This window comes from Streptomyces sp. SID9727 (genome assembly GCF_010550605.1).
Classification (GTDB): Bacteria; Actinomycetota; Actinomycetes; order Streptomycetales; family Streptomycetaceae; genus Streptomyces.
Genome location: NZ_JAAGNI010000313.1, coordinates 16475 through 39368 on the forward strand (window position 1 = coordinate 16475; position 22894 = coordinate 39368).

Genomic DNA, 22894 nt, shown 5'->3' on the forward strand with positions numbered 1-22894 from the left:
ACTTCTCGCACGCGGGAGGAAGGTCAGCTGCGCGCCGGCGGACCGGTCAGCCGAGGGCGCTCCTCGTCCGCCACGCGTCCCAGGAGACGTTCCACGCCCCGTAGCCGTTGCCCTCCGCGACCGTGCCCTTGGTCTCCGCGCCCGTGATCTCGAACGGGTCGCCGACGCGGGCCTGCCGGTAGAGGGCGGCGGCGTCCGCGTCGCTCATCCCGACACATCCCGAACTGTGGTTGGCGCGCCCGAAGTACGCCGCGTTCCACGGCGCGGCGTGGGCGTACATGCCCGACCAGGTCAGCCGCATCGAGTAGTCGACCATCTTGTCGTACGTGTGGCCCAGGCCCACCGTCTCGGAGCGCATGTTGATCGTGCCCTCCTTCGCCATCAGCACGGCCGTCCCGCGCCACGACCGCTTGTCGCCGCCCGGGGTGCCGCCCGACACCGGCACGTCCATGACCGTGCGCCCGTCCCGCTCGAGGGCCAGCCGGTGCCGGTCCAGGTCCACCTTCACCACCTGGCTCGCGCCCACCGTGAACGTCGTCGCGTAGTCCCGCACGAAGAAGCCGCCCGCGGGCCCCGAGTCGACGCCGTTCAGCTCGGCGTCGAGCGTGATGCGCGTCCCGGACTTCCAGTACTCCTTCGGGCGCCAGTCGACGCGGTCGCGGCCCGAGTAGTCGCGCAGCCAGCCCCAGGAGCCCTCGGTGTGGTTCGAGGTGGACACCTTGAGGGCCTTCTCCACGGCCGCCTTGTCCTTGACCGGGTTGTCGAACACGATGGACAGCGGCTGGGCGATGCCCACCGTCGTGTTCTTGCCGGGCGCCAGCGTCAGCTTGTTCACCTTGCCCGCCGCCCGCGTCGTGAACGAGGCCGTGTCGCTGCCGCCCGAGGTGTCGCGCGCCTCCACCCGGTACGCCGTGCCGGGCGCCGCCACCCGGTCGGACGTCCAGGTCCGGCCGTCGGCGGATATCCGGCCGGTGAGCGCGCCGTCCTCCCCGGCCGAAACGGTCACCTCGCGCAGCTTCCCGGCCGCCAGGGTCACCGTCACCGGCTCACCCGCGACGGCCGACGTGCCGTGCGGGGTCACCGAGATCGAGGCCGGCGCCGCCGCCTTCGAGGGGGCCGCGTCCCCGTTCTTGTCCGAAGCGGCGGCCCCGCCGGAACAGGCCGTGAGGGTGACGCCGAGCACCGCGCAGCCGGCGGTCAGCGCGAGCCGGGCGGGGCGCGGCGGGCGCGCCGGTGTCAGGAATGCGGGAATCAACGGAAACCTCCGGGGCCGTGCTCGGTCATCGGTGAAGAGGAACGCACCGGAGCCTAGGTTCCGAAAATCCGCGGAAAAGCGGGAATTCCCTGTGTGACGGGAAGTGCGGCGCAACGGTCATCGTCCGGTCACATTCGGCGCGCGGACCCGTCACGGACCGCTGTGAGCATCCTGTGCAGCCCCGCGGAGCAGACGCGGGGCCCACGAGGGAGGGCCACCGACATGTCAGCGCTGCTAGCGACCGGAGACCGCAGCAGGGAACGGGACCTACGCATCCACGGCCTCACGGCGGACGAGCACCGAGCCCATCTGGCCACGCTCGCGGACGCCAGCTTCCTGCAGTACCCCTCCTGGGCCGGGGTGAAAGAGGGCTGGTCCTCGGAAAGGCTCGGCTGGCACGACGAAGACGGCACCCTGAACGGCAGCGCGCTCGTCCTGTACCGCCAATTCCCGGGCACCCGGAAGTACTTCGCCTACCTCCCGGAGGGCCCGGCCGCCGACTGGGCCGACCCCGGAATGGACCGATGGCTGCGCCCCCTGCTCGCGCACCTGCGCGCGGCCGGGGCGTTCGCCGTACGCATCGGCCCCGGACCCGCCTACCGCCGCTGGACCGGCGCCCGCCTCAAGGCCGCCACCGGCCCCGGGCGCACGGTCGGCGACGTCCTGGCCAGCGAGGTCGACCCGCTCGGGGCGGCCGTGGCCGACCGGCTCCGGGCGCGCGGCTGGCGGCGCTGCGGCGGGGACGGCGACGACGCGGACGCCCAGCCCCGGTACGTCTTCCGGGTGCCGCTCGCCGGGCGCACCACCGACGACCTGTGGTCCGGGCTCAACCAGGAGTGGCGCCGCAACGTCCGCCGCGCGCACAAGGCCGGCGTGCGGATCGTGACCGGCAGCGCCGCCGAACTGCCCGAATTCCACCGGCTGCTGAGGATCACCGAGGAACGCGACGGCTTCCGGCTCGGCCGCTCGCTCGGCTACTACCAGCGCCAGTACGCCGCGCTCAACGCCGAGGAGCCCGGCCGGATGAAGCTCTGCCTCGCCGTGCACGACGGGGAGATCCTGGCCGCCCACACCATGATCAGCACCGGCCGGCGGGTCTGGTACCAGACGGGCGCCTCCGCCGACCACCGCCGCGAGGTCCGCCCCAGCAACGCCCTGCAGTGGCGGATGATGTGCGACGCCCTCGAAGGCGGCGCCGAGGTGTACGACATGCGCGGGGTATCCTCCACCCTCGATCCTCATGACCGGCCCTTCGGGCTGCTGCGCTGGAAGCTGGGCACCGGCGGCGAGGTCGTCGAGACCCTCGGAGAGTGGGAGACATCGGTGGGCGGAGCCGCCAACAACACGTTGTACCGGGCGTTCCAGGCGTACCTGGCACGCCGATGACGGCCGCCGGAGCCGCCCCGGAGGCGGTCGCCCCCGAGCAGACGAGCGGCGCGCGCGGCTCCGGCTCGGTGCTGCGCAGCGGTGCGGTCATGGCCGCCGGGTCCGTCGTCTCGCGGGCCACCGGGTTCGTCCGCTCGGCGGTCGTCGTCGCCGCGCTCGGCACCGGACTGCGGGCCGACGGCTACTCGGTCGCCAACACCGTGCCCAACATCCTCTACATGCTGCTCATCGGCGGCGCCCTCAACGCGGTCTTCGTCCCCGAACTCGTCCGGGCCGCCAAGGAGCACGGCGACGGCGGGGCCGCCTACACCGACCGCCTGCTCACCCTGTGCACCGTGGGTCTGCTCGCCCTCACCGCGCTCGCCGTCCTCGGCGCACCTCTGATCATCCAGGTGTACGCACCGACCTACGAAGGCGACCAGGCCGAACTCACCATCGCCCTGGCCCGCTACTGCCTGCCCCAGATCCTCTTCTACGGGCTGTTCACGCTCCTCGGCCAAGTGCTCAACGCCCGCGACCGGTTCGGCGCGATGATGTGGACGCCGGTCCTCAACAACCTCGTGATCATCGCCGTGTTCGGGCTCTACCTCTGGACGGCGGCGAGCTCCGACGGCACCCTCACCTCCGCGCAGGCGCAGTGGCTGGGCTGGGGGACCACGGCGGGCATCGCCGTGCAGAGCCTCGCCCTGGTGCCCTCGCTGCGCGCCGCGAAGTTCCGCTGGCGGCCCCGGTTCGACTGGCGCGGCAGCGGACTGACCCGGCCGCTGCGCGCCGCCGGCTGGCTCGTCATGCTCGTCCTCACCAACCAGGCCGCGTACTGGGTGATCACCCGCCTCTCCACCGCGAGCGGCCAGCACGCCGCGGACCAGCACCTCGCGGGGGGTGCCGGCTACACCGCGTACAGCTACGCCTACCAGCTCTGGGTCGTGCCCCAGGGCATCGTGACCGTCAGCCTCGTCACCGCGCTGATGCCCCGCATGAGCCGCGCGGCGGCGGGCGGCGACCTCGCCGGGGTGCGCCGGGACCTCTCGTACGCGCTGCGCACCTCCGCCGCCGTGGTGGTTCCGGCCGCCGCCCTGCTGCTGGTGCTCGCGCCCTGGGTGATGGGCTCGGTCTTCGGCTACGGGCACACCGGCCCGGCGGACATCACGGTGATGGCGGGCATGATGGCTGCGTTCGCCCCCGGGCTCATCGCCTTCTCCGGGCAGTACGTGCTCTCGCGCGGGTTCTACGCGATGAGTGACACCCGCACCCCGTTTCTGCTGAACCTGGTCATCGCGGCCCTCAACGCCGGGCTCTCGGTCGTCGCCTATCTGACGCTGCCCGCGCGCTGGGCGGTGACCGGCATGGCGGGCGCGTACTCCGCGGCCCTGCTCACCGGCTTCGCCGTCACCGCGTACGTGCTGCACCGCAGGCTCTCCCCGCGCGGTGCGCCGCGACCCTCGCTCGCCCGCTCGCCCGGGCTCTGGGCGCATGTGCGGCTGGTGGCCGCCTGTGTGCCGGCCGGGGCGCTGGCGTACGGGGCCGCCCGCGCCGTCGACACGGAGGGCTCGGGCCTCGGGGACTTCGCCGCGCTCGGTGCCGGGACGGCCGTCCTCGCGCTGGCCGTGGCGGGGCTCGCCCGGCCGCTGCGGCTCACCGAGGTGAGTGCCGCGCTGAACGCCGTCCGGGGGCGGCTCCGGCGCGGCTGAATCAGCCTCGCCCGTCCGTTCGAACCCATTCCTTGATCGCTGGGATACTGACGCCATGCCTCGCGTGCTCCTCATAGAAGACGATCCCTCGGTACGCGAAGGGGTCGAACTGGGCCTGCGCAGGCGCGGCCACGAGCTGCGGGCCGTCGGCACGGGCGAGGCCGGGCTCGCCGCGCTCGGGCAGTTCCGGCCGGACCTGGTCCTCCTCGACCTGATGCTGCCCGGCATGAACGGCGTCCAGGTGTGCCGCCGCATCCGGGAGACCAGCCAGCTCCCCGTGATCATGCTGACCGCGCGCGGTGACGACTTCGACGTGGTCGTGGGCCTGGAGGCCGGCGCCGACGACTACATCGTCAAGCCCGCCCGTACCGAGGTCATCGAGGCCCGCATCCGGGCGGTGCTGCGCCGCCTCGCCGTCCCGGCCGGACGCGGCGGCAGCGAGTCCCACGGCGAACTGACCGTCGACCGCGCGGGCCTCGCCGTCGCCAAGGCGGGCGAACGGCTGCTCCTCGCCCCGTCGGAACTGAAGCTGCTGCTCCATCTCTCGGCCTCTCCCGAACAGGTCTTCAGCCGCCAGCAGCTCCTGGAACACGTGTGGGAGCACAGCTATCACGGCGATGCCCGCCTGGTCGACGCCTGCGTCCGCCGCCTCCGTCAGAAGATCGAGGACGTCCCGGGCAGCCCCCGCTACATCCAGACGGTCCGAGGCTTCGGCTACCGCTTCGGACCCCTGGGAGGCGCCTTGCCGGCAGGGCGTCCCCTCACGTGAAACTGTTCGCCGCCCGCCTCGGCCTCCGCACCCGGCTCATCGCGGCGTTCCTGTTCGTCGCGGCCGTCAGCGCCGCCACCACCGCCGCGCTCACCTACCGCGAGGCCCGCTCCGCGATCCTCCAGCAGGCGCAGGACTCCACCGTGGCCCAGTTCCGCGACCGGGTCAGTGCCCAGGCCGTCACCCTGCCCATCGACAGCGAGCAGCTGCGCCGGGTCTGCCTCGGGCTCGCCCGCGCGGGCGGCGGGCGCGGCTGGACCGTGTTCGCCGAGTACGGCGAGCTGCGGGCCTCCTCCTCGGACCGGCCCTCCTCCGGGGTGATCACCGCCGCGCTGCGCTCGGCCTCCCTGGCCGACGCCCACGGCTCCTTCCAGCGCGTGGTCAAGGACGGCAAACCGTGGCTGACCGTCGGCATGCCCGCCCTGTTCAACCGGGGCGACGGCAGGCAGCCCACCGGCCTCGTCCTCTACGCCGTGATGCCGCTGTCCACCGAGGACGCCAATGTGGCCGCCATGGTCACCGCCGCCCGCGACGGCGCCCTGCCCGCCCTGCTCGTCGCCCTGGTGCCCGCGCTGCTCGCCGCCCGCAGCGTCCTGCGTCCGGTCCGCGAGCTGCGCCGCGCGGCGGCGGGCATCGGCAGGGGTGAGCTCGACACCCGGATCACGGTGCGCGGCTCCGACGAACTCGCCGATCTCGCCTGGACGTTCAACGAGTCGTCCACCAAGCTTCAGAATTCCGTCGAGGAGCTGCGCCGGGCCGAGGAGCGGGCCAGGCGCTTCGCGTCGGATGTCTCCCACGAACTGCGCACCCCGCTGGCCGGTATGCTCGCCGTCACCGAGGTCCTGGACGAGGACGCCGGTGAACTGCGCCCCGACACCGCCGCCGCCGTCCGCCTGATCAGCACGGAGACCGGCAAACTGGCCACCCTGGTCGAGGACTTGATGGAGATATCCCGCTTCGACGCCCGAGCGGCCGAGCTGCACCTCGATGAGGTCGACGTCGCCGAGACCGTACGCAAGACCCTTCAGGGCCGCCGCTGGGAGGACCGGGTCACCACCGAACTGCCCGACGGCGTACGGGCCGTGCTCGACCCGCGCCGCTTCGACGTGGTCGTCGCCAACCTGGTCGGCAACGCCCTGCGGCACGGCGCGGAGCCCGTCACCGTACGGGTGCGGGGAGGCGCCCGGCTCGTCGTGGAGGTGGAGGACAGCGGGCCGGGCATCGACGCGGCGGTGCTCCCGCACATCTTCGACCGGTTCTACAAGGCGGACGCGGCCCGGGCCCGGTCGGCGGGCAGCGGCCTCGGCCTCGCCATCGCCCAGGAGAACGTACGGCTGCACGGGGGGACGGTCGGCGCGGCGAACCGTCCCGGGGGCGGTGCGGTGTTCACCGTGGAGCTGCCGCTGGGGGAGCGGTGAGGGGCGGGCGCGTACTCGGCGCGCTGCTGCCCGTGCTGCTGCTCGCCCCCGGGTGCGGGATCCGCGCGACGGACGTCGTGGAGGCGGGTGAACCGGCGACCGTGGAGGTGGCCCCGGCCGGCCAGCGCGGCGCCCTGCTGTACTTCGTGTCCTCGTCCTCCGCGTCCCGGCTGCTGCCGGTCGTCCGGACCGTCAGCCCCGTGGGGGAGGTCGACGGCGAGGCATGGGCGGACGACCGGCCCACCGGGGCGTCGGCCGCGCTGTACCTGCTCTTCGACGGGCCCACCAGGTCGGAGCACGACGCCGGACTGCGCACGGAACTGCCCAGCGGGCGGGTGAGGGCCGCCATCGAGCTGAGCGCGGAGGGGGTGAAGGCCACCGTGAGCATCCCGGTCACCAGGCTCTCCCAGGCGGCCCGCCAGCAGCTCGTCTGCACCGCGGCCACGGCCGGTACCGCCGACCGGACCGAGGTGGTCACGGTGACCGGTACCGACGGGGTCATCGGCCCCACGCACTGCTCGGTCTGACCGCGCTCCCGTCCCTCAGCCGGCCTTGCGGGCGACCGCTCCGTAGACACCGATCGTGGCAGGCGGTGCGGTGGACGGTGCGTCCGGTCGCCAGGACGGCACGGGAACGAGGCCGGGTGCCAGGAGTTCGAACCCGCCGAGGAACTCCTCGATCTCGGCGTGGGAGCGCGGGGTGAGGGGCGTGGTCGCGTGGGCGTAGACGGCTTGGGCCGCACGGCAGTCGGCGAAGTCGTCGGTGGCGTGCGAGAGCACCAGGCAACTGCCGTCCGAAAGCGCGTCGCGCAGCGTGGCGACGACCTCTCCGGGCCGTTGCGCGTCGGTGAGGAAGTGGAGGACGGAGGTGAGGAGCAGCGCGACGGGCCGGTCGAAGTCGATGACCTCGCGGACCTGGGGATGCTCGACGACGGCCTGCGGGTCGCGGAGGTCGGCGAGCGCGACGCCGACCACGCCGGAGCCGCGCAGCAGGGCGTCGGCGTGCGCGACGACGATCGGGTCGTTGTCCACGTAGGCGACGCGCACGTCGGGCGCCGCCGCGAGGGCGACCTCGTGCACATTGGGGGAGTGGGGCAGCCCGGTGCCGATGTCGAGGACCTGCCGCAGACCCGCGCCGACGACATGGCGGACGGCGCGCTCCAGGAAGGCGCGGCCGGCCCGTGCGGCGGCTCGCTCATGGGCCGCGGCGGCGAGGAGCTCGTCACCGGCCTGCTGGTCCACCCGGTAGTTGTCCTTGCCGCCGAGCAGGTAGTCGTAGATCCTTGCGGAGTGAGGTCGGCCGGTGTCGATCACCGGGACGGGTAAGCCGTGCTGCCTCAAGTGGCGCTCCTCTCGGCGGCCGCCGCGGTCGGATTCCAGAGTCTGCCGATGCCGCGATCCTGCCCGTGCGCCCGACGGCGTGTCAACTAAAGTACACAAGAGCAAGATCGATGAGGGCGAGAGAGATCACCACGTGAGTGCGAGCTGTGACGAGGGAGAGCCCCGGAGCGGCACTGCCGCCGAAGTGCGGCACCCGCGACCGCTCTCGCTCGCGCACAAGCTGAAGTCGCTGATGGCCCACCGGAAGGACGCACGGGGCAGGGCATTCGTCTCCCGCACCCTCTCGCAGGCCGTCGAGGACCTGCCCGACCCGCCCGCGACGACATCGTTCGCGCTCATCGCGAAGCTCGCCGGCGGCCAGCAGGACAACCCGACGATCAAGACGGTCCTCGCCCTGTGCCGGGCTCTCGGCGACGTGCCGCCGGCTTACTTGCTGCCGCACCCCGGTTACGACGACCTCGCGGCCCTGGAAGCCTTCGAGGACCCCCTGGCCCGTCGTGTGCTCGCTCTGCTGAGCGAACTGCCGGAGAGCGAGGTGCGCGAGGTGGCCGCCCAGCTGGAACAGCGGCGGAGAACCCTCGGCCTCCCGTCCGTGCCCGACGACAGGCCGAGCGCCGGGAGGCCGAAGCGGGCCCGACGACGTCGGACCGAAACCGAAGCCGCCCAGTACGCGGCCGACGCATTGGAAGGTCTCTGATGGACGGCATGATATTCGGCGCCTGCACCGTCGCGGGAGTGATCGCCACCGCGCTCTGTGCCCGGAGAGCCGTGCATCACCCGCGCGCGTTCACCTGGTTGATCGCCGTGGCGTTCGGTGTGTGCACCGTGGGCGTCTTCTTCGCGGTACCCGCGGTCGCCAGGACGGCGGAGGAGGTCACCGGCCTGGACAACGCCGGGAAGCTGGTGGCCCACGTCTGCGCCATCCTCTGGTGCGCGGCCCTGCAACTGACGATGGTGGACCTGGCCTACCGTCCGGAGTACCTGCGTGCCGCCATGTACCAGCGCGTGTGCGTGGCGGTCGTCGTCCTGGCCGTGATGGTTCCGCTCTTCCTCACCACGAACGGCCAGGACGTCGAGTTCACCACGGCGTACGCCGGCCACTCGTCCGTGACCCCCTACCTGCTCGTCTACCTCTTCTACGTACTCATCACCTGCGGCGAACTCGTCTTCCTGTGCGGCCGCACCGCCCGCCGGTGCCGGACCACCCGTCCCTGGAGCGGCGCCGGCTTCACCCTGGGCGCTCTCGCGGCCGTCCTGGGCGTCGGCTACACGGTGTCCAAGGGGTCGTACCTCGTCTGCCACGCACTCGGCAGCCCCTGGTCGCTCGACGTCGAGGAGGCGGTCAGCCCGGCACTGAGCGGGCTCGCCGTGCTCTTCCTCTTCGCCGGGCTGACCATGCCGATGCTCGGCGGGCTGCGCCGGCGGCTGCGCGGCGGCGAGCGGACCGCGGAAGGCCTCGGCCGGTAGCCGGCTGCCGGCCCGCACCGCGCGGCTCAGGTCCCCGCGCGGTGCGAGGTGCGCGGCGCGGGGACCGGGGCCTGGGCCGCGCGGGTGACGTCCGCGACGAGCTCGACCACATCCGGGCCGTACGCCTGGGAGTTGACCACCTTCAGGAGCAGGCAGAAGGTGGTGTCGCCGTGCTTGCGGGCAAGCCGTTCGTGGTTGCGGGCCAGGTAGCGGGTGGCGGCCTGGTTGGTGATGGCCTGCTGGCCGCAGAAGAGGAAGACCGGTCTGCCGTTCTGACCGGCCGTCAGCCGGGCCAGCAGCACGTACTCGCCGACGCCCTTCTCGACCCGGTAGCGCTCCGAGCCGATCTGGAAGGCGCCCCGGTCGGGGCCGGGTTCCGGATCTGTGTTGATCCGCACCCCGGGCAGCAGCGAGTGCAGGTGCGCGGCCATCCGGCGGTTCGACACCGGCCCCCCGACGCAGAATTCGGTCCGCTCGCCGATGCCCTGCTGCGCGACGTCGTGGGACAGGATCTGGGCGTGCGCCGCGCAGTCCTTGATCAGTGCGGAGAGCTCCAGCAGGGCGAACACGTCGTGGCGGTGGACCGAGCCGTCGCCGCCCGCGTCGCGGTTGACGACGAGCAGGCACTCGGAGTTGCCCGGCAGCCCGAAGAACGCCTGCTTGCGGCGGAGCCTGCGACGCCAGAGATAGGTTCGCGCGATCCAGCCGAGGGCGGCGCTGATGCCGGCGGCTATCACGCCCAGCACGATGTTGCGTACGTCGTCAGTCATGGGCGGGCATGTTAGCGGGCATTCGGCCTCACGTCCGAGGCGGTCCTGACGGGAGGACCGGGGCGGCGTTACCCTGCGCGGACGATCCTTCACCGGAGGTTGCGCATGCGACGTTCCATCAGGCGAAATGTGTCGTTGGCGGCGATCCTGGCCGCCGTCGTGTCGGTCGGGGCCGCCGCCCCGTCCTCGTCCGCCCACCCCTCGGCGCCACCGCCCAAGTCACCCGTCGCGGTGGGATACGGGGGAGCGGTCTCCAGCGTCGACGCGGACGCCACGGCCGCCGGTATCGAGGTGCTGCGCAAGGGCGGCAACGCGGTCGACGCCGCCGTGGCCACGGCCGCCGCACTCGGCGTCACGGAACCGTACTCGGCGGGGCTCGGCGGCGGTGGCTACTTCGTCTACTACGACGCCCGCAGCCACACCGTCCGCACCATCGACGGCCGCGAGACCGCACCGCGCAGCGCCGACTCCTCCCTCTTCCTGGAGAACGGCAAGCCGCTCGCCTTCGCCGATGCCGTGACCAGCGGGCTGGGCGTCGGCACGCCCGGCACCCCCGCCACCTGGGACACCGCCCTGAACGCCTGGGGCAGCAAGTCGCTCCGGCAGGTCCTCAAGCCCGCCGAGCGGATCGCCCGGGACGGCTTCGTCGTAGACGAAACGTTCCGCTCGCAGACGGCCGGGAACGAGGAGCGCTTCCGGGACTTCCCGGCCACCCGCGCACTCTTCCTGCCCGGCGGGAAGCTCCCCGTGGTCGGCTCGGTCCTCAGGAACCCGGACCTGGCGCGCACCTACGAGGAGGTCGGCCGCAAGGGCGTGGACGAGCTCTACCGGGGCGAGCTCGCCCGGGACGTCGTACGGACCGTACGCAACCCGCCCGTCGACCCGGCGTCCGACCGGGTGGTGCGCCCCGGCGACCTGACCGCCCAGGACCTGCGCTCCTACCGCGCGCTGCGCCAGGCGCCGACGAAGGTGAACTACCGGGGGCTCGACGTGTACGGCATGGCCCCCTCCTCGTCCGGTGGCACGACGGTGGGCGAGGCCCTCAACATCCTGGAGTCCACGGACCTCTCGCGGGCGAGCGAGGCCCGGTACCTGCACCGTTACATCGAGGCGAGCCGCATCGCGTTCGCCGACCGGGGCCGCTGGGTCGGCGACCCCGCGTTCGAGGACGTGCCGACGCAGGGCCTCCTCAGCCAGCGGTTCGCGGACGCGCGGGCGTGCCTGATCAAGGACGACGCGGTGCTGACCAGCCCGCTCGCACCGGGCGACCCGCGCCACCCCGGCGCCTGCCGGTCCACGGGGAAGGCGGCGCCGAGCACGTACGAGGGCGAGAACACCACGCACCTGACGACCGCCGACAAGTGGGGCAACGTCGTCGCGTACACCCTGACCATCGAGCAGACCGGCGGCAGCGGGATCACCGTGCCGGGACGCGGCTTCCTGCTCAACAACGAGCTGACCGACTTCTCCTTCGCGCCGGCCGACCCCGCCGTCCACGACCCGAACCTCCCGGGCCCGGGCAAGCGCCCGCGCTCCTCGATCTCGCCGACCATCGTGCTCCGGCACGGCGAGCCGGTCCTCGCCCTGGGCTCGCCCGGCGGCGCGACCATCATCACCACCGTGCTCCAGACGCTGACCGGCAAGCTGGACCGCGGGCTCCCGCTGGTCGACGCCATCGCCGCACCCCGGGCCAGCCAGCGCAACGCCCCGGCGACCGAGCTGGAACCGGCCCTCTGGAACAGCCCGCTGCGGGCGAAGCTGGAATCCCTGGGTCACGTCTTCAAGCTCAACCCGGAGATCGGCGCGGCGACCGGCGTGCAGCGGCTGCCCGACGGGCGGTGGCTCGCCGCGGCCGAGAAGGAACGGCGCGGCGGCGGCTCGGCGATGGTGGTGAGGCCGAGCGGGCGGCCCTGACCGCACACCTCACAGGGGGCGCGGCACGACCATCTCCTCGCCGGAAGGGCGCTCCCCTCGTGCGTATGCGAACGCTTGCCCTCGTCACGGCCTCCGGTGCCGCGCTGCTCACCGCCGGCGCACCGGCCCCCGCCCCCCTCGCGGTGGCGGGGGAGCCGGGCCCCGCCCCCGCCGCTCCCGCGCCCTCCGGCATCTGGGACTACGCGAAGCCCGGCATCCGGTGCGGCGGGGTGGTCGCCGTCGCGCGCGGCGAGAAGGCGGAGTACGCGGTCGTCGGCGACGTCGGCCCGGAGCGCGTCATCGGCGAAGCCTCGTACGCCACCGCGGAGTCGCTCGGCGTCGACCCCGACCCGAGCAGCGGCGGAGCGCCCTCGGACGTCACCTGCATCCTGTTCAAGGCTCCCGGGTGTCACCGGTCGAGGACCACGAGGCAGCCGTGCGTGAGGGGCGGGTCCCGGCCGAGGAGTCCGTGCGCGGGGGCTGGGGGCTGTCCCGCGGAGAACCGCCGGACAGAGGGCTGTTCCGCGGAGATCCGCCGGACAGGTGCGTACGCCTAGAGCGCGGTCAGGATGCGCGGGCCGTCGTCCGTGATCGCCACCGTGTGCTCGGCGTGCGCTGCCCGGCTGCCGTCCGTCGTGCGCAGGGTCCAGCCGTCGCGGTCCGCGCGGTACGTGTCCACGCCGCCCCCGATCAGCATCGGCTCGATGGCCAGCACCATGCCGTGGCGCAGCGGCATCCCGCGCCCCCGCCGGCCCTCGTTGGGCACCCCCGGGTCCTCGTGCATCTCGCGGCCCACGCCGTGCCCGCCGAACCCCTCCGGGATGCCGTAGCCGGCGGTGCGGCAGACCGTGCCGATGGCGTGCGCGATGTCACCGATCCGGTTGCCCACGGTGGCGGCCGCGATGCCCGCTTCCAGCGCCTTGTACGCGGTGTCGACGAGCCGGGTGTCGGCGGGGCGGGCGCGGCCCACGGTGAAGCTGATCGCGGAGTCGCCGGCCCAGCCGTCCAGGGTGGCGCCCGCGTCGATGCTCACCAGGTCGCCGTCGCGCAGCCGGTAGTCCGTCGGGATGCCGTGCACGATCGCGTCGTTGACCGACGCGCAGATGACCGCGGGGAAGGGGACCGGGGCGAAGTGCGGCCGGTAGCCCAGGAACGGCGAGCCGGCCCCGGCCTCGCGCAGCACTCCGCGCGCCACCTCGTCCAGTTCGCGCAGCGAGACGCCGATATCGGCCGCCTCCCGGGCGGCGGTGAGCATGCGTGCGACGACGCGGCCGGTGGCACGCATGGCTTCGATGGATGTGTCCGTCTTGAGTTGCACCATGCCAATTACAATACCGCAATTACTATACCGGTCCGGGCGGTATTAGAATGACGGCATGGTCCGTACCCCCCTGACCCCCGAAGAGCGCCTGCGCGGCGAACGGCTCGGCCTGCTGCTGCGCGAGGCGCGCGGCGCCCGCAGCATGACCGACATCGCCGCCCACGCCGGCATCTCCGCCGAGACCCTGCGGAAGATCGAGACCGGCCGCGCCCCCACCCCCGCGTTCTTCACCGTCGCCGCCCTGGCCGGCGCGCTCGGCCTCTCCATGGACGAACTCCTGCTGCGCTGCGCCCCGGAACCGGCGTCGGTGCCGCTCGCCGGTTAGCGCCGGATACGCCCGGCCTCGCGCCCCGCTTGCGCCCCGCGCATAGTCTGGGGGCCATGAGCCTCCAGGACTTCGCGCGCAGTGAGTACGTCAGCCTCACCACGTACCGCAAGGACGGGACTCCCGTCGCCACTCCCGTCTGGGCGGTGGCCGACGGCGGTGAACTGCTCGTCTGGACCAAGACCGACTCCTGGAAGGTCAAGCGGCTGCGCAACGACAACCGGGTCCGCGTCACCGTCTGCGACGTGCGCGGGCGGACCGAGGAGGGCGCCCCGAGCGCCGAGGGCACCGCCAGGCTGCTCGGCGAGCGCGAGACGGCCGCCGTGCGCCGTGCGATAGGGCGCAAGTACACCTGGAAGTACTGGCTGCTCGACTACCCGGCGATGATCGTCCGGCTCGGCAAACGCCCGCACACGGGGATCGCCATCACGCTCTGACGCGCGGCGTCCCGCGCTGGCCCGCACGGGTGTGAAACATGATCGACTCAGCTGGTTCACGGCGATGGTCTTGCCCCGCCGTGTGACGGGGCTTACGTTCTCACCTACGCACGTGTCTACGGGCGTAGAAGCACGAAGAGGCTCTCTGACGCCGCGTCGAAGGAGCAGCTCATGTCCCACGTCGTACGCGCCGCACTCGTCCAGGCGACCTGGACCGGCGACACCGAATCCATGATCGCCAAGCACGAGGAGCACGCCCGCGAGGCCGCCCGGCAGGGGGCGAAGATCATCGGCTTCCAGGAAGTGTTCAACGCCCCTTACTTCTGCCAGGTGCAGGAGCCCGAGCACTACCGCTGGGCCGAGGCGGTGCCGGACGGGCCGACCGTGCGGCGGATGCGGGACCTGGCCCGCGAGACCGGCATGGTGATCGTCGTCCCGGTCTTCGAACTGGAGCGGTCCGGCTTCTACTACAACACCGCCGCCGTGATCGACGCCGACGGCTCCTACCTCGGCAAGTACCGCAAGCACCACATCCCGCAGGTCAAGGGCTTCTGGGAGAAGTACTACTTCAAACCCGGCAACGCCGGCTGGCCGGTCTTCGACACCGCCGTCGGCAAGGTCGGCGTCTACATCTGCTACGACCGGCACTTCCCCGAGGGCTGGCGGCAACTGGGCCTCAACGGGGCCCAATTGGTCTACAACCCGTCCGCCACCTCGCGCGGCCTCTCCGCCCATCTGTGGCAGCTGGAACAGCCCGCTTCCGCCGTCGCCAACGAGTACTTCATCGCCGCGATCAACCGCGTCGGCCAGGAGGAGTACGGCGACAACGACTTCTACGGCACCAGCTACTTCGTGGACCCGCGCGGCCAGTTCGTCGGCGACGTCGCCAGCGACAAGGAGGAGGAACTCCTCGTCCGCGAGCTGGACTTCGGGCTCATCGAAGAGGTCCGGCAGCAGTGGGCGTTCTACCGGGACCGCCGCCCCGACGCGTACGAGGGGCTGGTCGAGCCGTGAGCAGCCTCCACCACCGCCACCTCGCCGTCAGCCCCGACTGGCTGGCGCTCTACTACCGCCACCCGCTGGAGATCACGCACGGCGAGGGCCGCCACGTCTGGGACGCCGACGGCAACCGCTACCTCGACTTCTTCGGCGGCATCCTCACCACCATGACCGCCCACGCCCTGCCCGAGGTCACCAAGGCGGTCAGCGAGCAGGCCGGCCGGATCATCCACTCCTCGACGCTCTACCTCAACCGCCCGATGATCGAGCTGGCCGAACGCGTCGCCTCGCTCTCCGGCATCCCCGACGCCCGGGTCTTCTTCACCACCTCGGGCACCGAGGCCAACGACACCGCGCTGCTCCTGGCGACCACGTACCGCAGGTCGAACCAGATCCTGGCGATGCGGAACAGCTACCACGGCCGGTCCTTCTCCGCGGTCTCCATCACCGGCAACAACGCCTGGTCACCCACCAGCCTCTCGCCGCTCCAGACCCTGTACGTGCACGGCGGCGTCCGCACCCGCGGCCCCTACGCGCACCTGAGCGACGAGGAGTTCACCGCCGCCTGCGTCGCGGACCTGGAGGACCTGCTCGGCCACACCCGCACCCCGGCCGCCCTGATCGCCGAACCCATCCAGGGCGTCGGCGGCTTCACCTCACCGCCGGACGGGCTCTACGGCGCGTTCCGCGAGGTGCTGAACCGGCACGGCGTGCTGTGGATCTCCGACGAGGTGCAGACGGGCTGGGGGCGCTCCGGCGAACACTTCTGGGGCTGGCAGGCCCACGCCCAGAACGGGCCGCCGGACATCCTCACCTTCGCCAAGGGCATCGGCAACGGCATGTCCATCGGCGGGGTGGTCGCCCGCGCCGAGGTCATGAACTGCCTGGACGCCAACTCCATCTCGACGTTCGGCGGTTCACCGGTCACCATGGCGGCCGGCCTCGCCAACCTCTCGTACCTCCTGGAACACGACCTCCAGGGCAACGCCCGCCGCGTCGGCGGCCTGCTCATCGAGCGGCTGCGCGCGATCGGCGCCGCCTCGGAGCGGGTCCGCGAGGTACGGGGCCGGGGTCTGATGATCGGCGTCGAGCTGGTGAAGCCCGGCACCGACGAGGCCGACCCGGCAGCCGCCGCGGCCGTCCTGGAGGCGGCGCGCGAGGGCGGCCTGCTCATCGGCAAGGGCGGCGGCCACAACACCAGCGTCCTGCGCATCGCCCCGCCGCTCTCGCTCGCGATCGCCGAGGCGGAAGAGGGGGCGGACATCCTCGCCGACGCCCTCCGCGAGGTGGGCTGAGCGCCGACATCCGCGCGGGCGCGGGGGCCGGCCCCCGCACCCGCGCTCCACCAGCACACGAGGAGGGGTTACCCATGAGCCGTACCGTCATCCGCGGCGGCCTGGTCGTCACCGCGTCGGACGAGATGCACGCGGACGTCCTCGTCGACGGCGGCCGGATCGCCGCGCTCGCCGCCCACGACAGCGACGAGGCGGCCGGCTGGACCGCCGCCCGGACCGTCGACGCGACCGGCAAGTACGTCATCCCGGGCGGCGTCGACGCGCACACCCACATGGAGATGCCGTTCGGCGGCACCTACGCGGCCGACACCTTCGAGACCGGCACCCGTGCCGCGGCCTGGGGCGGCACCACCACCATCGTGGACTTCGCCATCCAGTCCGTCGGCCGCCCTCTGCGCGAGGGGCTCGACGCCTGGTACGCCAAGGCGGACGGCAACTGCGCCATCGACTACGCCTTCCACATGATCCTCGCGGACGTCAACGAGTCCTCGCTCAAGGAGATGGACCTCCTGGTCGGCGAAGGCATCACGTCCTTCAAGCTGTTCATGGCGTACCCCGGTGTCTTCTACAGCGACGACGGGCAGATCCTGCGCGCCATGCAGCGGGCCGAGTCCAACGGCGGCCTGATCATGATGCACGCGGAGAACGGCATCGCCATCGACGTCCTGGTGGAGCAGGCCCTCGCCGCCGGCCGCACCGACCCCCGCCACCACGGCGACGTACGCAAGGTGGCACTGGAGGCCGAGGCCACGCACCGCGCGATCCAGCTCGCCCGGGTCGCGGGATCGCCGCTGTACGTCGTGCACGTCTCCGCCGACGAGGCCGTCGCCGAGATCGCCGCCGCCCGCCACAAGGGACAGCCGGTCTTCGGTGAGACCTGCCCGCAGTACCTCTTCCTGTCCACCGACAACCTCGCGGAACCGGACTTCGAGGGCGCCAAGTACGTCTGCTCGACGCCGCTGCGGCCCCGGGAGCACCAGGAGGTCCTGTGGCGCGGGCTGCGCAACAACGAGCTCCAGGTCGTCTCCACCGATCACTGCCCCTTCTGCTTCTCCGGGCAGAAGGAGATGGGGCGGGGCGACTTCTCGAAGATCCCCAACGGCATGCCGGGCGTCGAGAACCGCATGGACCTGCTGCACCAGGCGGTGGTCGACGGCCGCATCTCGCGCCGCCGCTGGATCGAGATCGCCTGCGCGTCACCGGCGAGGATGTTCGGCCTCTACCCGAAGAAGGGCACGATCGCGCCCGGCGCGGACGCGGACATCGTCGTGTACGACCCGGCGGCCGAGCAGACCGTGTCCGCCGAGACCCACCACATGAACGTCGACTACTCGGCGTACGAGGGGAAGCGGCTCACCGGCCGGGTCGAGACCGTGCTCTCGCGCGGTGAGGTCGTCATCGACAACCGCACGTACACCGGCCGCACCGGCCACGGCATCTACACCCCACGCGCCACCTGTCAGTACCTGAACTAGGAGCAACGGGAATGGACTTCGGACTCGTCCTCCAGACGGACCCGCCCGCATCGGCCGTGATCAGCCTGATGCGCCGCGCCGAACGCAACGGTTTCCGCTACGGCTGGACCTTCGACTCGGCAGTGCTCTGGCAGGAGCCCTTCGTCATCTACAGCGCCATCCTGGAACACACCGACCGCCTCACCGTCGGCCCCATGGTCACCAACCCGGGCACCCGCACCTGGGAGGTCACCGCCTCCACCTTCGCCACCCTCAACGACATGTACGGCAACCGGACCGTGTGCGGGATCGGCCGGGGCGACTCCGCGATGCGCGTCGCCGGGCGCGCCCCCAACACCCTGGCCCGGCTCGGCGAGGCGATCGACGTCATCCGCGACCTGGCGGAGGGCCGCGAGGCCGAGGTGGACGGCAACCCCATCCGCATCCCCTGGATCAAGGACGGCAGGCTCCCCGTCTGGATGGCCGCCTACGGCCCCAAGGCCCTCGCGCTCGCCGGGCAGAAGGCCGACGGCTTCATCCTCCAGCTCGCGGACCCCTACCTCACCGAGTGGATGATCAAGGCGGTGCGGGACGCGGCGGCCGGGGCCGGACGCGACCCGGACGCGGTCACCATCTGCGTCGCCGCCCCCGCCTACGTCACCGACGACGACTCGCCCGAGGCCCTGGCCCACGCCCGGGACCAGTGCCGCTGGTTCGGCGGGATGGTCGGCAACCACGTCGCCGACCTCGTCTCCCGGTACGGCGAGCACTCGGGCCTGGTCCCGGACGAGCTGACCGCCTACATCAAGGACCGGCAGGGCTACGACTACAGCCATCACGGGCGCGCCGGGAACCCCGACACCGCGTTCGTCCCCGACGCCATCGTGGACCGCTTCTGCCTGCTCGGCCCGGCCGCCGCCCATGTCGAGAAGCTGAGACACCTCAAGGGACTGGGCGTCGACCAGTTCGCGGTGTACGACATGCACGACGCCCGCGAGGCCACCATCGACGCCTACGGCTCCGCCGTCATCCCCGCCCTCACCGGCTGACCGCCCCGCACCCCGGTCGCCCGCGCCCCCGGTCGTACGCAACCCCCCGCGCCCCACCCGCCCCGCACGGCACCGCCCCGAGCGAAGGGTCCAGCCGCCATGACATCGACCGCACCCCCGTCACCGCCCCCCTCACCGGAACCCATACCGGCCGACCACTCCGACCGCGTCGAGCTCGCCCCCGGCGCCGTCCCCGACGACAACCGCTTCGTCAACGCGGACCTGCTGCCCGTGCCGCTGGCGCGGCGCGTCTGGACCACGTACAACTTCACCGCCCTGTGGGTCGGCATGGCCCACAACATCCCGTCCTGGCTGCTCGCCTCCGGTCTCGTCGCGCTCGGCATGGACTGGAAACAGGCCGTCTTCACCATCGCGCTCGCCAACCTGGTCGTGCTCGGGCCCATGCTGCTCACCGGCCACGCCGGGCCCAAGTACGGCATCCCCTTCCCGGTGCTGGCGCGGGCCTCGTTCGGGCTGCGCGGCGCCAACCTGCCGGCGCTGATCCGGGCGGCGGTCGCCTGCGCCTGGTTCGGCATCCAGACCTGGATCGGCGGCGTCGGCATCTTCACGCTGCTGGGCAAGGTGTTCGGCGGCTGGGCCGAGGCGTCCGAGACCGGCGGGCAGCCCTGGACGCTCTGGCTGTGCTTCGTCCTCTTCTGGGCGCTCGAACTCGCCATCATCCACCGGGGAATGGACGCGCTGCGCCGGTTCGAGAACTGGGCCGCGCCCTTCGTGATCGTCGGCGCGCTGGTGCTCCTCGTGTGGATCGCGGTGAAGGCCGGAGGCCTCGGACCGCTGCTCGACCAGCCGTCGGAGCTCGGCTGGGGCAAGGACTTCTGGCCCGTCTTCTTCCCCTCCCTCATGGGCATGATCGCCTTCTGGGCCACGCTCTCCCTGAACATCCCCGACTTCACCCGCTTCGGGGCGGGCCAACGGGCCCAGATCCGGGGCCAGTCGCTCGGACTGCCGACGACGATGACCCTGTTCGCCCTCCTCTCGGTGCTCGTCACCTCCGGCTCCCAGGCCGTCTACGGCAAGGCCGTCTGGGACCCGGTCGAGCTCGTCGCCCACACCGACAACGTCTTCGGGCTCCTCTACGCCCTGGTGACCGTCCTGGTCGCGACGATCTCCGTCAACATCGCGGCCAACGTCGTGTCACCCGCGTACGACCTGGCGAACCTCGCGCCGAAGTTCATCAGTTTCCGTACGGGCGCGCTGATCACCGGGGTCGTCGGTGTCGTCATCATGCCGTGGAAGCTCACCGAGACGCCCGAGCTGTACATCTTCACCTGGCTCGGCCTGGTCGGCGGGCTGCTCGGCACGGTCGCGGGCATCCTGATCGCCGACTACTGGGTCGTCCGCCGCACGGTGCTCGACCTCGCCGACCTCTACCGGCCCGGCGGGCGCTACTGGTACACGGGCGGCTGGAACTGGCGGGCCCTCGCCGCGTTCGCGGTCGGCGGCGTCCTGGCGATCGGCGGCTCCCACTCGAAGCCCGGAGAGGGGCCGTTCCCCTCGGACGGCGTCATCCCGTTCCTGAAACCGCTCGCGGACTACGGCTGGGCGGTCGGTCTCGCGGCCTCACTTCTCGTGTACGTGGCACTGATGGCGGGCGTCACGACGGGGCGGAGGTCCGGCTCAGCAGGGCGCTGACGTCGTAGGAGTCGGCGGGCGACGGCGTGTTCCTGGGCACCGGTTCGTCGAAGTCCGAGAAGTTCACCACCGCGTCCGTGCCGTCCCCGCCGTGCAGCGAGAGCCGCAGCGGATAGGGCTTGCCCTTCGCCGCCACGTCCACGGTCAGCGTCATGTCGCCGCGCATCCGGGTCAGCGGGACCACGGACGTGTCGCCGACGGTGGTCCTCGCGCCCTTGTTGAGCGTGCCCGTGTCGTCGTTCGCGTTGTCGCTGACGAGCTTCTGGAAGGTGTCGAGGTCGCACGTCTTCGTCAGGGCGCGCAGCCGGGGGCTGTCGGCGGGGGCCTTCAGATAGCGGTCCCCGACGATCGCCGCGAAGGCCGAGCCGCCGTTGGGCACCTGGTTCTTCCAGAAGTCCGCGTCCGGTTTCAGCCACACGTCGTCACCGCGCTTGACGATCAGCACCGAGCCCTTGCTCCGGCCCAGATCCACCGAGCCGTTGCAGTTGCCGTGCCGGTCCACGGCCAGGTCCAGGGACATGGACGGGGTGCCCTTGCCCAGGCCGCCCCGGGTGGACACGTGCAGGGACTCCGCGCCGAGCAGCGCGTCCCGGGAGCGGTCGGCGATCTGCTGGGCGGTGAGATGGTCGATGTCCTCCGCGTGGGCCACGCCGCCGAGGACGCCGGTGCCGGCGGCGCCGATCAGGAACGCGGCGGCCCACGCGGCCGGGCGGGTGCCGAGAGGTGAACCGGTCACGTCGCCTCCTCGTCGCGAAGGGTCGTGGGGGACTACCGGATGACTGCGCTCCGGTCCCGTCGAGCGTACGCCGGGGGAGTGAACGCCGCCCGTTCGGCGCAGGCGGCCCCTGCGCGCCGGCCGGGGCGGCGCCTACGCGGCGTGACGTTTTCCGGTGCCGCCGGTTAGGCAGACCGCGGGCGGCCCGCTCCCGCACCCGCCCGCGCCAGAGTCGAACGCGACCGTACACGTGCCGCCCCGGCGGCCACGGGCGGTCACCACCGAAAGGGCATCATGAAGAAGACCCTGGGGAACCTGTCCCGCACCGCGCTGCGCCGGGCCGCCGTCACCGGCCTGTCCACGGCCCTCGCCGTGGCCGGCGGCCTCGCCGTCGCGGCCCCGGCCGCCGCCACGCCGCCCGGCCTGTCCTGTGACACCGGCAAGCACGCCGTGGACGACTACACCGGCTACGCGCTGTGCCGGAACAACGGTTCCACCACCCAGACCTTCTGGGTCCACCTGGTCTGCGGCTGGTCACCCGACGTGGACGGCGAGCACGTCACCCTCGCCCCGGGCCAGTCCGGCCAGTCCACCGCGCACTGCGCCGGTCTCGGCACCGGCATCGGCGAGATCAGCGTGCGCCCGTAAGGACCTTCGCGCCGAACGGTTGAGGGCGGCGCGCCCACTCGTTACCCTCCAGTAAGCCCGCTCGCGCGGACTGGTGCACGTGCGCACCTGACGGTACGAGGAGGCGAGCCGCCCATGTCCTCAGCCCCAGTCACCCGAACGGCCGAAGAACCCGTACCCGACCGGGACGCGCCGAACCCCGCCCCGCGCGGTCTCGCCGACGGTGTGCGGGCCCTCGCGGACGGCCGGACCACCTCCACCGCACTCGTCACCGCCGCGCTGGCCCGGATCGGGGCGAGCCAGGGCACCCTCAACGCCTTCCGCCACCTGCGCGCCGAGGCGGCGCTCACCGAGGCCGCCGAAGCCGACCGCAGGCTCGCGGCGGGGGAGCGGCTGCCGCTGCTCGGGGTGCCCGTCGCGGTGAAGGACGACACGGACGTCGCCGGGATGCCCACGTACTTCGGCTGCGCCGGGGAGCGGGCCGCGGCGGCCGCCGACAGCGAAGCCGTACGCAGGCTGCGCGCGGCCGGTGCGGTGATCGTCGGCAAGACCAACTCCTGCGAGCTGGGCCAGTGGCCGTTCACCGAGGGCGCCGCGTTCGGCGCCACCCGCAACCCCTGGCACACCGACCACACCCCGGGCGGCTCGTCCGGGGGTTCGGCCGCCGCCGTCGCCGCCGGACTCGTGCCCGCCGCCCTCGGCTCGGACGGCGCCGGGTCCGTCCGCATCCCCGCGGCCTGGACCCACCTGGTCGGCATCAAGCCGCAGCGCGGCCGGATCTCGGTGCACCCGCACAGCGACGCGTTCCAGGGCCTCACCGTCAACGGACCGCTGGCCAGGACCGTCGAGGACGCCGCCCTCCTCCTCGACGCCGTCGCCGGGCCGCACCCCGAGGACCCGCACCGCCCGCCTCCCGTCGACGCCTCGGCCGCCGCCCGCCGCGACCCGGGCCGGCTGCGCATCGCGCTTGCCTGGCGGCCCCCGCTCACCCTCACCGGCTCGGCACCCC

Annotated in this window: 23 protein-coding genes; 18 read left to right on the top strand and 5 right to left on the bottom strand. The window is 72.5% G+C overall.

Going from position 1 to position 22894, the window contains the following annotated elements; genetic code table 11:
* Window positions 1-46 precede the first annotated feature (46 nt).
* On the bottom strand, window positions 47-1255 hold the full coding sequence (locus G3I41_RS21265; RefSeq protein WP_164401991.1) for an Ig-like domain-containing protein: 1209 nt from the start codon (window positions 1253-1255) through the stop codon (window positions 47-49).
* Window positions 1256-1477: 222 nt separating this feature from the next.
* On the opposite strand from G3I41_RS21265, the gene G3I41_RS21270 reads away from it, so the two are divergent.
* The 5 genes from G3I41_RS21270 to G3I41_RS21290 are packed head-to-tail and all read left to right on the top strand — an operon-like array spanning window position 1478 to window position 7046.
* Window positions 1478-2641, top strand: a complete 1164-nt coding sequence (locus tag G3I41_RS21270; RefSeq protein ID WP_164401992.1) for a peptidoglycan bridge formation glycyltransferase FemA/FemB family protein — start codon at window positions 1478-1480, stop codon at window positions 2639-2641.
* Window positions 2638-4332, top strand: coding sequence for a murein biosynthesis integral membrane protein MurJ (gene murJ / locus G3I41_RS21275; protein WP_164401993.1), 1695 nt, complete (start codon window positions 2638-2640; stop codon window positions 4330-4332). Before G3I41_RS21270 ends, murJ begins: the two co-directional genes overlap by 4 nt.
* Before the next feature lie 55 nt (window positions 4333-4387).
* A complete protein-coding gene (locus G3I41_RS21280) occupies window positions 4388-5101 on the top strand; it encodes a response regulator transcription factor (RefSeq protein ID WP_164401994.1) in 714 nt (237 codons plus the stop codon).
* Entirely contained in the window at window positions 5098-6519 is a 1422-nt protein-coding gene (locus G3I41_RS21285) for a HAMP domain-containing sensor histidine kinase (RefSeq protein ID WP_164401995.1), read from the top strand. The genes G3I41_RS21280 and G3I41_RS21285 overlap by 4 nt, the downstream gene beginning before the upstream one ends.
* Window positions 6516-7046, top strand: coding sequence for a hypothetical protein (locus G3I41_RS21290; protein ID WP_164401996.1), 531 nt, complete (start codon window positions 6516-6518; stop codon window positions 7044-7046). Before G3I41_RS21285 ends, G3I41_RS21290 begins: the two co-directional genes overlap by 4 nt.
* Window positions 7047-7061: 15 nt before the next feature.
* Here the strand turns inward: G3I41_RS21290 and G3I41_RS21295 are convergent, their stop codons facing one another.
* A complete protein-coding gene (locus G3I41_RS21295; RefSeq protein WP_203601433.1) occupies window positions 7062-7859 on the bottom strand; it encodes an SAM-dependent methyltransferase in 798 nt (265 codons plus the stop codon).
* 184 nt (window positions 7860-8043) lie between these two features.
* Here G3I41_RS21295 and G3I41_RS21300 point away from each other — a divergent pair, with 184 nt between their 5' ends.
* Complete coding sequence (locus tag G3I41_RS21300; protein ID WP_343242199.1) at window positions 8044-8556, top strand: hypothetical protein; 513 nt, start codon at window positions 8044-8046, stop codon at window positions 8554-8556.
* A complete protein-coding gene (locus G3I41_RS21305) occupies window positions 8556-9326 on the top strand; it encodes a hypothetical protein (RefSeq protein WP_164401997.1) in 771 nt (256 codons plus the stop codon). The genes G3I41_RS21300 and G3I41_RS21305 overlap by 1 nt, the downstream gene beginning before the upstream one ends.
* A gap of 26 nt (window positions 9327-9352) precedes the next feature.
* Here the strand turns inward: G3I41_RS21305 and G3I41_RS21310 are convergent, their stop codons facing one another.
* The gene (locus G3I41_RS21310) at window positions 9353-10096 is read right to left on the bottom strand and encodes a hypothetical protein (RefSeq protein ID WP_164401998.1); all 744 of its coding nucleotides are present in this window, start codon (window positions 10094-10096) and stop codon (window positions 9353-9355) included.
* Between the two features lie 105 nt (window positions 10097-10201).
* Here G3I41_RS21310 and ggt point away from each other — a divergent pair, with 105 nt between their 5' ends.
* Together ggt and G3I41_RS21320 are read left to right on the top strand one after the other, a co-directional pair.
* On the top strand, window positions 10202-12010 hold the full coding sequence (ggt, locus tag G3I41_RS21315) for a gamma-glutamyltransferase (protein ID WP_164401999.1): 1809 nt from the start codon (window positions 10202-10204) through the stop codon (window positions 12008-12010).
* Window positions 12011-12075: 65 nt separating this feature from the next.
* Window positions 12076-12567: a glycoside hydrolase family 75 protein gene (locus tag G3I41_RS21320; protein WP_239081767.1), complete on the top strand. Its 492-nt coding sequence runs from the start codon at window positions 12076-12078 to the stop codon at window positions 12565-12567.
* Here G3I41_RS21320 and map read toward each other — a convergent pair.
* Window positions 12564-13331: a type I methionyl aminopeptidase gene (gene map / locus G3I41_RS21325; protein WP_164402000.1), complete on the bottom strand. Its 768-nt coding sequence runs from the start codon at window positions 13329-13331 to the stop codon at window positions 12564-12566. The genes G3I41_RS21320 and map overlap by 4 nt on opposite strands.
* Before the next feature lie 55 nt (window positions 13332-13386).
* Between map and G3I41_RS21330 the strand changes: the two genes are divergently transcribed.
* From G3I41_RS21330 to G3I41_RS21360, 7 genes are all read left to right on the top strand, one after another.
* Window positions 13387-13656 (top strand): helix-turn-helix transcriptional regulator, encoded by a 270-nt coding sequence (locus tag G3I41_RS21330; protein WP_164402001.1) that lies wholly within the window; start codon window positions 13387-13389, stop codon window positions 13654-13656.
* A 56-nt stretch (window positions 13657-13712) separates the two neighbouring features.
* Window positions 13713-14093 (top strand): PPOX class F420-dependent oxidoreductase, encoded by a 381-nt coding sequence (locus G3I41_RS21335; protein WP_164402002.1) that lies wholly within the window; start codon window positions 13713-13715, stop codon window positions 14091-14093.
* Window positions 14094-14264: 171 nt separating this feature from the next.
* Entirely contained in the window at window positions 14265-15107 is an 843-nt protein-coding gene (locus tag G3I41_RS21340) for a nitrilase-related carbon-nitrogen hydrolase (RefSeq protein WP_164402003.1), read from the top strand.
* A complete protein-coding gene (locus G3I41_RS21345) occupies window positions 15104-16387 on the top strand; it encodes an aspartate aminotransferase family protein (protein ID WP_164402004.1) in 1284 nt (427 codons plus the stop codon). The genes G3I41_RS21340 and G3I41_RS21345 overlap by 4 nt, the downstream gene beginning before the upstream one ends.
* A gap of 74 nt (window positions 16388-16461) precedes the next feature.
* Window positions 16462-17862, top strand: coding sequence for a dihydropyrimidinase (gene hydA / locus G3I41_RS21350; RefSeq protein ID WP_164402005.1), 1401 nt, complete (start codon window positions 16462-16464; stop codon window positions 17860-17862).
* 11 nt (window positions 17863-17873) lie between these two features.
* Window positions 17874-18890, top strand: a complete 1017-nt coding sequence (locus tag G3I41_RS21355; protein WP_164402006.1) for a TIGR03842 family LLM class F420-dependent oxidoreductase — start codon at window positions 17874-17876, stop codon at window positions 18888-18890.
* Between the two features lie 99 nt (window positions 18891-18989).
* Window positions 18990-20543 (top strand): NCS1 family nucleobase:cation symporter-1, encoded by a 1554-nt coding sequence (locus G3I41_RS21360; RefSeq protein WP_164402007.1) that lies wholly within the window; start codon window positions 18990-18992, stop codon window positions 20541-20543.
* On the opposite strand, the gene G3I41_RS21365 is transcribed toward G3I41_RS21360, so the two are convergent.
* Window positions 20506-21279, bottom strand: a complete 774-nt coding sequence (locus tag G3I41_RS21365) for a hypothetical protein (RefSeq protein ID WP_164402008.1) — start codon at window positions 21277-21279, stop codon at window positions 20506-20508. The two genes, G3I41_RS21360 and G3I41_RS21365, sit on opposite strands and share 38 nt — an antisense overlap.
* Window positions 21280-21552: 273 nt before the next feature.
* On the opposite strand from G3I41_RS21365, the gene G3I41_RS21370 reads away from it, so the two are divergent.
* Both G3I41_RS21370 and G3I41_RS21375 read left to right on the top strand, forming a co-directional pair.
* Window positions 21553-21906, top strand: a complete 354-nt coding sequence (locus G3I41_RS21370) for a hypothetical protein (protein ID WP_164402009.1) — start codon at window positions 21553-21555, stop codon at window positions 21904-21906.
* 114 nt (window positions 21907-22020) lie between these two features.
* A partial coding sequence (locus tag G3I41_RS21375; RefSeq protein ID WP_275408435.1) for an amidase family protein occupies window positions 22021-22894 on the top strand: 874 nt, incomplete at its 3' end.

Coding starts and splice junctions, on each gene's coding strand:
- G3I41_RS21270 (WP_164401992.1), top strand. CDS start 1,478: ATGTCAGCGCTGCTAGCGACCGGAGACCGCAGCAGGGAACGGGACCTA.
- murJ (WP_164401993.1), top strand. CDS start 2,638: ATGACGGCCGCCGGAGCCGCCCCGGAGGCGGTCGCCCCCGAGCAGACG.
- G3I41_RS21280 (WP_164401994.1), top strand. CDS start 4,388: ATGCCTCGCGTGCTCCTCATAGAAGACGATCCCTCGGTACGCGAAGGG.
- G3I41_RS21305 (WP_164401997.1), top strand. CDS start 8,556: ATGGACGGCATGATATTCGGCGCCTGCACCGTCGCGGGAGTGATCGCC.
- G3I41_RS21310 (WP_164401998.1), bottom strand. CDS start 10,096: ATGACTGACGACGTACGCAACATCGTGCTGGGCGTGATAGCCGCCGGC.
- ggt (WP_164401999.1), top strand. CDS start 10,202: ATGCGACGTTCCATCAGGCGAAATGTGTCGTTGGCGGCGATCCTGGCC.
- G3I41_RS21320 (WP_239081767.1), top strand. CDS start 12,076: ATGCGAACGCTTGCCCTCGTCACGGCCTCCGGTGCCGCGCTGCTCACC.
- map (WP_164402000.1), bottom strand. CDS start 13,331: ATGGTGCAACTCAAGACGGACACATCCATCGAAGCCATGCGTGCCACC.
- G3I41_RS21330 (WP_164402001.1), top strand. CDS start 13,387: ATGGTCCGTACCCCCCTGACCCCCGAAGAGCGCCTGCGCGGCGAACGG.
- G3I41_RS21335 (WP_164402002.1), top strand. CDS start 13,713: ATGAGCCTCCAGGACTTCGCGCGCAGTGAGTACGTCAGCCTCACCACG.
- G3I41_RS21340 (WP_164402003.1), top strand. CDS start 14,265: ATGTCCCACGTCGTACGCGCCGCACTCGTCCAGGCGACCTGGACCGGC.
- hydA (WP_164402005.1), top strand. CDS start 16,462: ATGAGCCGTACCGTCATCCGCGGCGGCCTGGTCGTCACCGCGTCGGAC.
- G3I41_RS21355 (WP_164402006.1), top strand. CDS start 17,874: ATGGACTTCGGACTCGTCCTCCAGACGGACCCGCCCGCATCGGCCGTG.
- G3I41_RS21360 (WP_164402007.1), top strand. CDS start 18,990: ATGACATCGACCGCACCCCCGTCACCGCCCCCCTCACCGGAACCCATA.
- G3I41_RS21370 (WP_164402009.1), top strand. CDS start 21,553: ATGAAGAAGACCCTGGGGAACCTGTCCCGCACCGCGCTGCGCCGGGCC.